Annotated in this window: 7 protein-coding genes; 4 read left to right on the plus strand and 3 right to left on the minus strand. The window is 70.3% G+C overall.

The window, feature by feature from the left end; translation table 11 throughout:
* The first annotated feature begins 429 nt into the window (after positions 1-429).
* A complete protein-coding gene (gene mgtA / locus AB0E78_RS09590; RefSeq protein WP_361830012.1) occupies positions 430-3,177 on the plus strand; it encodes a magnesium-translocating P-type ATPase in 2,748 nt (915 codons plus the stop codon).
* Positions 3,178-3,201: 24 nt separating this feature from the next.
* Here mgtA and helR read toward each other — a convergent pair whose 3' ends face one another.
* Entirely contained in the window at positions 3,202-5,370 is a 2,169-nt protein-coding gene (helR, locus tag AB0E78_RS09595; protein WP_361830013.1) for an RNA polymerase recycling motor ATPase HelR, read from the minus strand.
* Between the two features lie 225 nt (positions 5,371-5,595).
* On the opposite strand from helR, the gene AB0E78_RS09600 reads away from it, so the two are divergent.
* Both AB0E78_RS09600 and AB0E78_RS09605 read left to right on the plus strand, forming a co-directional pair.
* Positions 5,596-6,783 (plus strand): serine hydrolase domain-containing protein, encoded by a 1,188-nt coding sequence (locus AB0E78_RS09600; RefSeq protein WP_361830015.1) that lies wholly within the window; start codon positions 5,596-5,598, stop codon positions 6,781-6,783.
* A gap of 82 nt (positions 6,784-6,865) precedes the next feature.
* Positions 6,866-7,543: a TetR/AcrR family transcriptional regulator gene (locus tag AB0E78_RS09605; protein WP_361830016.1), complete on the plus strand. Its 678-nt coding sequence runs from the start codon at positions 6,866-6,868 to the stop codon at positions 7,541-7,543.
* A gap of 39 nt (positions 7,544-7,582) precedes the next feature.
* Here the strand turns inward: AB0E78_RS09605 and AB0E78_RS09610 are convergent, their stop codons facing one another.
* Entirely contained in the window at positions 7,583-8,056 is a 474-nt protein-coding gene (locus tag AB0E78_RS09610; protein WP_361830018.1) for a carboxymuconolactone decarboxylase family protein, read from the minus strand.
* A gap of 103 nt (positions 8,057-8,159) precedes the next feature.
* Positions 8,160-10,787 (minus strand): glycoside hydrolase family 3 N-terminal domain-containing protein, encoded by a 2,628-nt coding sequence (locus AB0E78_RS09615; RefSeq protein ID WP_361830020.1) that lies wholly within the window; start codon positions 10,785-10,787, stop codon positions 8,160-8,162.
* A gap of 364 nt (positions 10,788-11,151) precedes the next feature.
* On the opposite strand from AB0E78_RS09615, the gene AB0E78_RS09620 reads away from it, so the two are divergent.
* On the plus strand, positions 11,152-12,078 hold the full coding sequence (locus tag AB0E78_RS09620) for an NADP-dependent oxidoreductase (protein WP_361830021.1): 927 nt from the start codon (positions 11,152-11,154) through the stop codon (positions 12,076-12,078).
* Positions 12,079-12,104 lie beyond the last annotated feature (26 nt).

A 12,104-nucleotide genomic window follows, 5' to 3' on the forward strand; every position in this document is an offset into this window, starting at 1 on the left:
GCCGTGACCTGGATGTGAAGAGAAGTCCAACCCTTGGTGGGTGGGACACAAGACCTGACCTTATGAGGACTTAAGTCCCGTATTTGACATATCCGTACCGCCATGCCTGACTTGGCCCTGCACCGCTCGATGGTGCGTTCTTCCGTGTCCCGCGATCGCAAGGAGGTGTTCGGGATGAGTCCCGAAGGAAGTCCTTGCGTCAGCGCCACGTCTCGCTGAAGCGGCCTCGCTCTCCGAAGCCGCTCTGCTCACCGAAGCGATCCCGCTTCCCGGCCGAGGCGTTCCGCCCGGCCCACTCCTCCGTCACGCGGTAACGCACCCGCGGCCATGCGCCGTGCCCGCCGCCGCCGCCGACGGCATCACCCCTCACATCCACGTCCCTGTGCACGGGCCTGCTTCGCCATGCCCCCGCACGGAGGGAGGTCTGCCATGAACAAGCTGATTCCCCAGGTACGCCCGGCATCCCCGGGCGAGAACCCCAGCGACAACCCCACCCCCACCACCCCCCGCGTCCGCGACGGCCGCCGCGAGCGCAAGGCCGCCGAGCTGGACGCCCGCACCCGCGAAGTCGGCCTGCACCTGGCCGAGTTGAGCGCCAAGCCCGCCCGCGACGTCCTGCGGGACCTCGGCACGGACACCCGCGGCCTGCGCCAGGACCAGGTGCTCGAACGCCTGGAGCGGTACGGCGAGAACGTCGTCACCCAGGAGCGCGTCCCGCACTGGACGGCGCAGCTCGCCAAGTCCTTCCGCAACCCCTTCATCGGCGTACTGGTCGCGCTCGCCGCGGTCATGTACTGGCAGGACCCGGCCGACCCCGGCGTCTGGATCCTCACCTCGATGGTGCTGATCAGCGGCCTGCTGCGGTTCTGGCAGGAGCTCCGCTCGACCCGCTCGGCCCAGGCGCTGAAAGCTCTGGTCACCACCTCCTGCACGGTCCTGCGCCGGTGGAGCGAGCACCCCGGCACCGAAGAGATCCCGATGGAGCAGGTCGTCCCCGGCGACCTGGTGAAGCTGGCCGCGGGCGACATGGTCCCGGCCGATCTGCGGCTGCTCACCGCCAAGGACCTGATGGTCGGTCAGGCCGCCCTGTCAGGTGAGTCGTTGCCTGCGGCCAAGTCGGATACGCGTATCCCTGACCTCGGCCAGGGCGCGACCACCGACCCCGTCGAGGCCGACAACCTCTGCCTGATGGGTACGTCGGTGACCTCGGGCACGGCGACCGGCGTGGCCGTCACCACGGGCGCGGACACCTACTTCGGCTCGATGGCGGGTGCCCTGGCCGGCGACCGCCCGCAGACCGCGTTCGACCTCGGCGTACGGCGGGTCAGCTTCCTGCTCATCCGCTTCATGCTGGTGATGGTCCCGATCGTCTTCGCGGTCAACGGCTTCACCAAGGGCGACTGGGACCAGGCGCTGCTCTTCTCGATCTCCGTGGCGGTCGGACTGACCCCCGAGATGCTGCCGATGGTGGTCTCGGCGAACCTGGCGCGCGGCGCGGTCGCGATGTCGCGGCACAAGGTCGTCGTCAAGCAGCTCAACGCGATCCAGAACCTGGGCGCGATGGACGTGCTGTGCACCGACAAGACGGGCACGCTCACCGAGGACCGCATCGTCCTCGACCGCTACCTCGACGCCCACGGTCACGAGGACCGCGAGGTGCTCGAATACGCCTACCTCAACGCCCACTTCCAGACGGGCCTGCGCAATCTCATGGACCAGGCGGTGGTGGACCGCATCGACGAGGCCGAGGAGGTTGTCGTCGACCGGCTCTTCACGATGGTCGACGAGATCCCCTTCGACTTCGCCCGGCGGCGGATGTCCGTCGTGCTGCGCCGCGACGACCTGTCCGGACCTTCGGCCGAGCACACGATCGTCACCAAAGGCGCGGTGGAGGAGGTCATCGAGCGGTGCGGCCACATCATGGACCACGGCGAGCGCGTCGAGCTCACCGGCCAACTGCGCGCCCACGTCACGCACATCAGCGAGCGCCACAACCGTGAGGGCCTGCGCGTCCTCGCGGTCGCGACGCGCACCGTGCCCGCCGATCGCGACACCTACACGGCGGCGGACGAGTCGGACCTGACCCTCGTCGGGTTCCTGGCGTTCCTCGACCCGCCGAAGCGGGACGCCGGTGACGCCCTGCGCGCGCTCGCCGGGAACGGCGTCGCGGTCAAGGTCGTCACCGGCGACAACGAACTGGTCGCCGCGCGGGTCTGCGCGGACGTCGGCCTCGACGTCAGCGAACTCATCACGGGCGCCACCGTCGACCTGGTCGACGATGCCGAGCTGCGCCGGCTCGCCCGTACGACCACGGTGTTCGCGAAGGTCAACCCGGTCCAGAAGGCGCGGATCGTACGGGCCCTGAAGGCCGACGGGCACACCGTCGGGTTCCTCGGCGACGGCATCAACGACGCGGCGGCGCTGCGCGAGGCCGATGTGGGTGTCTCGGTCGACACGGCCGTCGACATCGCCAAGGAATCCGCGGACATCATCCTTCTCGAAAAGGACCTGATGGTCCTGGAGCAGGGCGTGTTGATGGGCCGTCAGACCTTCGGCAACACCATCAAGTACATCAAGATGACGGCGTCGTCGAACTTCGGGAACGTCTTCTCCGTCCTGGTCGCGTCGGCGTTCCTCCCCTTCCAGCCAATGCTCGCCATCCACCTCCTGGTGCAGAACCTCTGCTACGACATCAGCCAGCTGTCGATCCCCTGGGACCGGATGGACAAGGAGTACCTGCGCAAGCCGCGCACCTGGGATGCCAAGGGCATCGGCCGGTTCATGATCCGGATCGGTCCGATCAGCTCGGTCTTCGACATCACCACCTTCCTGGTGATGTGGTACGTCTTCCAGGCGAACTCGCCCGCGCAGCAGACCCTCTTCCAGACGGGCTGGTTCGTGGAGGGCCTGCTGTCGCAGACGCTGATCGTGCACATGATCCGCACACGCAAGATCCCGTTCCTCCAGTCCCGTGCGTCACTTCCTGTGCTGTTCATGACGGGCGCGGTGATGGCCTTCGGTCTCTGGCTGCCGTTCTCGCCGCTGGCACCGGCCCTGTCGATGCGGCCGCTGCCGATGAGCTACTTCCCGTGGCTGATCGGGACGCTGCTCGCGTACTGCACGCTCACCCAGGTGGTGAAGGGCTGGTACATCCGGCGCTACGGCAGCTGGCTCTGATCCCGAGGGCCGCGGCTCAGCGGCTCAGCGGCTCGTGAGGATGACGAGCCGCTGGGTCGCGCGGGTCATCGCGACATAGCGGTCGACCGCTCCCTCGATGCCCTCGCCGAAGTCCTCCGGGTCGACGAGGACGACCAGGTCGAACTCGAGCCCCTTCGACAGCTCCGGGGTCAGTGACCGCACGCGGTCCGTCTCCCGGAAGGCGGGATCGCCGATGACACAGGCGATCCCGTCGCCGTGGGCGGCGAGCCAGCCGTCCAGGACCGCGTCGAGGTCCGCCACCGCACCGTGCGTGACGGGTACGCCGCTGCTGCGGATGGAGGTCGGCACGTTGGCGTCGGGGAGCGCGGCCCGGATGACCGGCTCGGCCTCCGTCATGACCTCTTCCGGCGTCCGGTAGTTGATGCTCAGGGACTCCACCGTGACGCGGTCGAGACCGATCCGCTCGAGGCGTTCCTGCCACGACTCCGTGAACCCGTGCCGGGCCTGCGCGCGGTCGCCGACGATGGTGAAGCTCCGGGACGGGCAGCGCAGCAGCAGCATCTGCCACTCCGCGTCGGTCAGCTCCTGTGCCTCGTCCACCACGACGTGCGCGAACGGCCCCGCGAGCCGGTCCGGGTCGGTGGAGGGCAGCTCGGACGCATCGACCAGGCTGACCTGGGCATCCTGCCCGCGCAACATCGTCACCAGGCCTTCGCCGTCGTCACCGTCGGCACCGGAGGCCGACGCGGCGTCGATGAGGTTGTCGACGACCTGCGCCATCTGCTCGCGCTGGGCGGCGAGGATCGCCTCGTGCCGGCGCTTGCGCAGGGCCGCCTCCGGGTCCCCGAGCCGCTGTCGTGCCGCATCCAGGAGCGGCAGGTCGGACAGCGTCCAGGCCTGGGGCGCCTCCTTGCGCATCAACGTGCGTACCTCGTCCCCGCCGAGCCAGGGGGCGCACATCCGCAGGTAGGCGGAGTTCGACCACAGGTCTCCGACGAGGTCGGCCGCCTCCAGCAGCGGCCACGCCTTGTGCAGGGTGGTGACCAGCTCTTCGTCGTGCCGCAGCGACCTCTCGAAGAGCTCGCCGGGAACGTCACCGTCGAGCTTGTCGAGGAGGATCGCGACGAGCTCCTGCCAGATCTGCTCGCGCGCCTCGTTGTGCGGGGTGCCGCGTCCCGCCGCGTCGAACGCGTCGGCCCAGTCGTCAGCGCTCAGCCGGACGTCGGCCCAGTCGGTCGAGACCGTCATCCCCTTGGTGGGCGGCTCCTCGTAGAACCTGACGGCCTTCTCGACCGCCTTCACCATGTCGGCGGACGACTTGAGGCGCGCCACCTCCGGGTCGGCCTCGGCCCGCGCCGCGGCTCCCTCGGCGACGAGGTCCTGCAGGATGCAGGTCTGCACGCCCTCCTCGCCGAGGCTGGGCAGGACGTCGGCGACGTAGTTCAGGTAGGGCCGGTGCGGGCCGACGAAGAGCACGCCGCCCCGGCTGTGACCGAGACGGGGGTCGGAGTAGAGCAGGTAGGCGGAACGGTGCAGGGCGACGACGGTCTTGCCCGTACCGGGACCGCCGTCGACGACGAGAGCGCCGCGTGAGCCCGCCCGGATGATGGCGTCCTGGTCGGACTGGATGGTGGCGAGCACGTCGCGCATCCGGGACGAGCGGTTGCTGCCCAGGCTGGCGATGAAGGCGGACTGGTCGTCGAGGGCCGCGTGCCCCTCGAGCCCGTCGGCGGTGAACACCTCGTCCCAGTAGTCGCTGATCCGGCCGTCGGTCCAGCGGTACCTGCGGCGGCTCGCCAGGCCCATCGGGTCGGCGTGGGTCGCCGCGAAGAACGGCTCGGCCGCGGGGGCGCGCCAGTCGAGCAGCAGCCGGCGCCCCTCGCTGTCGGTGAGGCCGAGCCTGCCGATGTAGACGGGCTCAGGGGCGTCCGCGGTCACGATGTGTCCGAGGCACAGGTCGAGGCCGAAGCGGCTCAGCGCGCGCAGGCGACCGCTCAGGCGGTGGATCTCCAGGTCCCGGTCCATCGCCTCCCGGCCGATGCCGCCGGGCGCCCTGCGCTGGGCGTCGAGGCGGTCGGACACGTCGGCGATGGTCTGCTCGAGGCTCTGTGCGATGGCCGCGAAGTGCTTCTCGTCCCGGTCGATCAGCGTCGGGTCGGCCTTGGGGGCGAGGTGGGCAGGAAGGTCGAACGCAGACAGCAACGCAGGCACTTAATGAATCTCCCGTTTTCGCAGGTCCTGGGCTTAGGCCTGCGATTGTGCGGTACGACCGGGGCCTTGCCGCAAGCCCCCCACTGCGCTATAAATTAAGAGTGGCAAGGAGTGCGAACACCTCCTTGCCTCTTCTTTTTCTCCTCCGCCGACGCACTCTAGGTGCCGTGGGCAACCATGCGCGAGGATGTGGCGGGTCGGCGCTTCCAGCGATCGAGGAGAGTCATGACCGCACACATCCATGGCACCTGCGCCCCGGGATTCGAGGGCGTACGCGAGGAGTTCGAGCGGAACTTCACCGAGCGCGGCGACCTCGGAGCGGCCGTCGCGGCCACCGTGGACGGCGAGTTCGTCGTCGACCTGTGGGGCGGTGACGCGGACAAGACGGGCACGCGCGCGTGGGAGCGCGACTCGCTGGTGAACGTGTACTCCACGACCAAGGGGGTGACCGCGCTGTGCGCGCATCTGCTGGTCGACCGGGGCGAGCTCGACCTGGACGCGCCGGTCGCCCGCTACTGGCCGGAGTTCGCCCAGGAGGGCAAGGCGGACATCCCGGTGCGCTGGCTGTTGAGCCACCGCTCCGGGGTGATCGCGCCGCGCGAGCCCATGACGTCGGACGACCTCTACGACTGGGAGAAGGTGTGCGGGGCGCTCGCCGCCGCGCCGCCGTGGTGGCAGCCGGGTTCGGCCCAGGGGTACCACGCGCTGAGCTTCGGCTATCTGGTCGGAGAGGTCGTCCGGCGGATCACGGGGGTCTCGCTCGGTACGTTCCTGCGCAGCGAGGTGACGGGGCCACTGGGCGCGGACGTCTTCGTGGGCACCCCGGAGAGCGAGCACGGCCGGTGCGCGAACATGGCAAGGCCGATCGTGCCGGACGGCCCGCGCAGCGCACTCGGCTCCGCTCCCCCGCCCGCGCCCCCGGTGACGTCGATCGACGACCATCCCATGGCGGTCGTCACGCTCGCCCTGCAGTATTTGCCCGTCGGCAACGTGAACACCGCGGCCTATCGGTCCGCCGAGATCCCCGCGGCCAACGGGCATGCGTCCGCCCGGGGCCTCGCGACGGTGTACGCGGCGCTGGGCGGCGGGGAGTTGGTGAGCCCCGGGACACTGGAGCGGCTCCGGACACGGCAGGGCGAGCCCGACGAGCCGGACCTGGTGCTCGCGGCGGGCACGGCGTGGGGCGAGAAGTGGGACTGGGGGCTCGGCTACATGCTGAACCTGTACGGGCAGGCAGGCCCCAATCCGCGGGCCTTCGGGCACGGGGGCGCGGGCGGGTCCTACGCGTTCGCCGATCCCGAGAACCGCGTCTCGTTCGCGTACGTGATGAACCAGATGGGCGGCGGGACCTCCGGGGAGGATCTGCGGAGCGTGCATCTGGTGGGGGCGTTGTACCGAGGGCTGAAGGGCTGACCCGCCGCCGGGCTGAGGTATGGGGGCAGGGGGTCCGGGGCGGCACGGCAGGGGAAGATCCGGGGGAACGTAATCTGCCCCCATGGAGCAGCACACCCCCCGCCACCGCCCGACAGGGCAGTACGCCGCCGCCGACTCCCGCAGGGCGGCCATCATCGACGCGGCTCTCGCGCTCTTCGCCAGGGCGGGCTATCTGAACTCCTCCCTGGCGAAGATCGCCACGGAAGCGGGCACCTCCGCCACCGTCATCACGCACCACTTCGGGTCGAAGCAGCGTCTCCTGATGGCGGTGCTCGAAGCACGCGAGGAGCGCACGGTCCGCACCTTCGGACGGCTCGGTCCCGGCTCCGGGGGTGCCGACGTGCGCGCGCTGTTCCATGAGGTCCTCGCGCTGGCCGCGTACAACCTCACCCAGCCCGGGCTCATCCAGCTCTACACCAAGCTGTCGGCGGAGGCAGGCGATCCCTCGCACCCGGCACACGCCTACTTCAGTGAGCGGTACGAACGCGTCGCGCACTCCCTGGCCTCCGCACTTCAACGCGCGGTCGAAGCGGGGCAGTTGAGACCAGAGACCGCCGTGGAGTGCGTCGCCCGCGAGATCCTCGCCGTGTCCGACGGGCTCCAGGTCCAGTGGGCCATCGCCGAAGGGCGGCTGGATTTCGTCGGGTTGTACCGTGCGCACCTGGACCGGCTCACCCAAGCCCTCACCATGGACGGTGAGGGACTTGGTGAGCCGGCCGAGGCGGAGCGGCTCCCCTAGACCGTCTCCTCAGTGGTACTGGCCTCAGTGCTACTGACCTCAGTGGTACTGGCCGACTTCGTAGTCACCCGCGGGCTGCTGGGTGATCACGTTGCCGCGGTTGAAGGCGTTGATCACGGCGATCACGGTCACCAGGGCGGCGAGCTGGTCCTCGTCGTAGTGCTTGGCCGCGTTCGCCCACACCTCGTCCGGGACGCCACCTGCCGCGTCCGCGATCCGGGTGCCCTCCTCCGCCAGTTCCAGGGCGGCGCGCTCGGCCTCGGTGAACACCTTGGCCTCGCGCCAGGCGGCCACCAGGTGCAGGCGCACCTGGGACTCCCCGGCGTGCGTTGCGTCCTTGGTGTGCATGTCGATGCACCCGGCGCAACCGTTGATCTGGCTGGCGCGGAGCATCACCAGTTCACGCGTCGCGGCAGGCAGCGTCGACTCCGTGAGTGAGGTGGCGGCGGCGACGATGTGCTTCATCGCCTTGGCCGCGACCGGGCTTGCCATGATGTTCAGCCGAGCTTCCATGGTGCGCTCCTGTGTGGTTGCCGCTGGTTACACCTCATGGACGGTTGGGCCCCGCGTGCTGTGACATGCGCGGAAGTGACGTGGGTCTCCCCCGGCCGCCGCCCTAGCGCGCCGTCCCCGTCAGCCGGATGTCGCGTGACGACGACCCGACGTACACCGCGCGCCGCCCCTCCGGGCGTACCCAGTGGCCGCGGTCCGTGTCCCAGTACGACAGCTGCCGTTCGGCGACCCGCACCCTGACCCGGCGCGACTCCCCCGCGCGCAGCTCGACGCGGTCGAAGGCGGCCAGTGTCTTCACTGCCATCTCGACGCCGGCACCGCGCGGCGGGCCCACGTACACCTGCGGGACCTCGGCGCCCGCGCGGCGTCCCCGGTTGGTCACCGTGAACGACACCTCGTAGCCTTCGCCCGCCCTGCGCACGGAGAGGTCGCGGTAGCCGAACTCCGTGTAGGACAGGCCGTGTCCGAAGGGGAAGAGGGGCTCGATGCCCGCCTTGTCGAAGCCGCGGTAGCCGGTGAAGATGCCCTCGCTGTACGTGACCGTGCCGTCGACGCCGTAGTAGCGCTCGGGGTGGGCCGGGTCCAGGGTGGGGTGGTCCGTGTCCTTCTTCGGCCAGGTCACCGTGGCTTTGCCGCCCGGGTTGGCGCGGCCGGTGAGGAGGTCGGCGGTGGACCAGCCGCCCTCCTGGCCGACGTAGCCGGTGTGCAGGATCGTGCCGACCTCGCGGCGCCAGGGCATCGTCGCGGGGCAGCCGGCGGTGAGGACGACGACCGTACGCGGGTTGGCCCTGGCCACGGCCGTGATCAGCTCGTCCTGGTGGGCGGGGAGCGTCAGCGTGGTGAAGTCGCCGCCACCGCCCACCGACCCGCCGGAGCCGTTGAAGGCGAAGACGACCGGGGTGTGGACGCGCCGGGCCAGCCGCGCCGCCTCGGCGATGGAGGCGGTGCGCTGCTCCGGTGTCACCCAGCCGAACCGCACCTGGACCGGGCCGCGTTCGGCGATGGTCGTGGCCCAGCCGGTGGCCTTGACGACGACCTGGTAGGACTGGCCGCCGGTGAGCTGGACGGGCTCGGCCTGACCGTTGTCGAGACCGTCCGTGGTCGGGACGATCGAGGACCACTTGCGCGCGAAGCTGTCGCGGGCGCCCGCCGCGGTCGTCAGCTCCTTGCCGTCGAGGCTCAGCGAGACGGCCGCGCCCCAGCCCTGGATCTTGAGCGCGTACTCGCCGGTGGTGGGCGGCACGAAGGTGCCGGTCCACTTGGCGGTCGTGCCGACGGGGAGCGCTTTGTCGCCTACGAAGTCGACGGTCTTGTCCGTCGTCGCGCCCGTGCCACCGCCTGTGCGCGTCAGGCCCTTGGGGAACGCGGATGCGGGGACGGCGGTGCCGGTGAGGTCGACGCCGACCTCGTAGGCGATCCTCTGCTTGGTGGTGCGGCGCAGCGCGTCGAGCGGGCTGATCAGGCGTTCCTCGAAGCCGTACGCGCGCTCGCCGGAGACCGAGGTGGCCACCTGGCCCGCGGTCGGACCGATGAGTGCGAGGTTGCGCAGGGCGGCGTGCGACAGCGGAAGGCCGCCGTCGTTGGCGAGCAACACCGCGCCCTGCGTGGCGACTTCGCGTGCGACACGGGCGCCCGCCCTGACGTCGATCTCCTTCCGGGCGGGAACACGGCTGCCGTCGAGCATGCCGAAGGCGTCGTACCGGCCGAGGATGCGGGAGACGGCGGCGTCCAGGGCGGCCTCGGGAATGGAGCCGTCCTTGATGGCCTTCTTCAGCGGCTCGCCGTAGAACGAGCCGTCCCACATCTGCATGTCCTGGCCCGCTTCGAGCGCGGCCGTGGAGTGGGTGGCGCCCCAGTCCGAGGTGACGAAGCCCTTGAAGCCGAGTTCGCCGCGGAGGATGTCGGTGAGGGTGGTGCTCTGCTCGGAGTTCCACTCGCCGTTGAGGTGGTTGTACGCCGACATGACCGAGGCGACCCCGGCGCGGACAACAGCCTCGAAGGCGGGCAGATACAGCTCGTGCAGGGTGCGGTCATCGACGACGAAGTCGTACGAATTCTCCGGCTTCTCGCGGTCGAACTCGTGCAGGCGCTGGTTGTTGGCGAGGAAGTGCTTGGCCTGGGCGAGCATGCCCTGCGCCTGGACGCCCTCGACCTGGGCGGCGCCGATCAGGCCGTTGAGGTAGGGGTCCTCGCCCGACTGGTCCTTGTTGCGGCTGAAGAAGGGCGTGCGGGAGAGCTCGATCTGCGGGGCGAGCAGGACGTCCATGTCGAGGGTGCGGCCCTCGCGGCCCATGACCTCGCCGTACTCGCGGGCGAGTTCGAGGTTGAAGGAGGAGCCGAGTGTCGCGACCGGCGGGAGGCCGGTGGCGGACTTGGTGACGTTCACGCCCGCGGGACCGTCGGTCAGGCGCAGCTCCGGTATGCCCAGACGTTCGACGCCCGGCAGGTATCCGGCCTGACCCAGTCTTCGGGGGTCGGTCGCGCCGTGCACGAGGCTGATCTTCTCGTCGAGGGTGAGGCGGGCGATGAGCCCCCGGACGCGGCGCGTGGCGGCGGCCGCGCCCGGGGTGGCGGTTCCGGCGCCTGTGCCGGTGCCGGTGCCGGTGCCGGTGCCGGTGCCGGCGCTTTGGGTGGCTGCGGCGGGGGTGGCACCGGCGGCGGCGAGGAAGGCGAAGGCGGCTGCGGTGCCGCCCAGTTGCTTCATGAGTTCACGACGTGTGGTGGCAGGCATGGCGAAATGGCCTCCGAACGCGGCTCTGGGCATGCCGAACTGGGTCGACGACGCCAAGAGCTGAATGCGTCATCCGCGCCAGTGCGGTGTTACGGGGCCTGAGTCTTGATTGGTTGAACACTTAAGGTCAAGGCTCGCGTCGGCAAAACTTTGGAGGTCGTTCAGTTTTATGAGGGTGGGTGGGACAGAGGGCTGGCGCCGTCGGCCGTGGGGCTCTCGTTGCGACCTCGTGAACGCTGCGGCGCACGGGGAATAGCGGGGCGATCATGGCGGTCGTCCTAGGTGAGGCCCGCGTCGATTGGCGGTGCGGGTTCACGGCTCACGGTTCACAGCTCACGGTTCACAGCTCGAAGCGAGGGAGCACATGTCCAAGGCGTACGTATTCACCCGGTTCGGCGGCCCTGAAGTGGAGACCTTCGTCGACCAGGACCCACCGGAGCCCGGTCCGGGGCAGCTCCTGGTCGCGGTGCGGGCTGCGGGGGTCAACCCGGTCGACTGGAAGCTGCGCGCGGGAAAGCGGAGGCCCGGGTCGCCGCCCGCCGAGTTCCCTGAGGTGCTGGGCAGTGAAGTCGCGGGCGTGATCGAAGCGGTCGGGTCGGACGTCGTGGGCTTTGCCGTGGGCGATGCGGTGTTCGGCAATCCGGACACCGGTGGTTACGCCGAGTACACCCTTCTCCCCGCCTCTCTCGCCGCGCACAAGCCGGCGGGCCTGAGCTTCGCGGAAGCCGCCGCGCTGCCGGTCGCGGTGGCGACGGCGTACGACGGGTTGCGTCAGCTGGATCTGCCCGCCGGGGCGACGCTGCTGATCACCGGAGTAGGCGGCGGGGTGGGCGTGGCCGCGGCACAGTTGGCGCGGCACCTCGGCGTTCGTGTGGTGGGCACGGCAAGCGAGGGCAAGAAGGCTTTCGTCGAGTCCCTGGGCGCGGTGCATGTGCCGCCGGGGCCCGCCCTGGCGGACCGGGTGCGGGCGGCTGCGCCGGACGGCCGCGTAGACGCGGTCTTCGACCTGGTGGGCGGCGAGGATCTCGTGACGGTGGCGTCCCTGCTCCCCGACCCGCGGGGGAAGCTGATCACGGCCGCGGCCAAGGAGACGGTCGCCGAGCTGGGCGGGGCGGCGGTCGCGCGGGCGCGGACCAGTGAGGTCCTTGACACGGTGGCACGGCTCGCCGTCGACGGGGTGCTGCGGCCCCAGGTGACGGCGACGTATCCGCTGGAGCGGGCCGGTGAGGCGCTCCGTGCGGTGGAGGGTGGGCATACGCGGGGCAAGGTCGTGATCGAGGTGGGCGCGTGAGTGGCGTTACGCCGGTGTCCGGCCTC

This window comes from Streptomyces sp. NPDC032198, from assembly GCF_040636975.1.
Taxonomy (GTDB): domain Bacteria; phylum Actinomycetota; class Actinomycetes; order Streptomycetales; family Streptomycetaceae; genus Streptomyces.

Bases quoted from the DNA above. Each gene is read 5' to 3' on its own strand.
- mgtA (WP_361830012.1), top strand. From the start codon at position 430: ATGAACAAGCTGATTCCCCAGGTACGCCCGGCATCCCCGGGCGAGAAC.
- AB0E78_RS09600 (WP_361830015.1), top strand. From the start codon at position 5,596: ATGACCGCACACATCCATGGCACCTGCGCCCCGGGATTCGAGGGCGTA.
- AB0E78_RS09605 (WP_361830016.1), top strand. From the start codon at position 6,866: ATGGAGCAGCACACCCCCCGCCACCGCCCGACAGGGCAGTACGCCGCC.
- AB0E78_RS09610 (WP_361830018.1), bottom strand. From the start codon at position 8,056: ATGGAAGCTCGGCTGAACATCATGGCAAGCCCGGTCGCGGCCAAGGCG.
- AB0E78_RS09615 (WP_361830020.1), bottom strand. From the start codon at position 10,787: ATGCCTGCCACCACACGTCGTGAACTCATGAAGCAACTGGGCGGCACC.
- AB0E78_RS09620 (WP_361830021.1), top strand. From the start codon at position 11,152: ATGTCCAAGGCGTACGTATTCACCCGGTTCGGCGGCCCTGAAGTGGAG.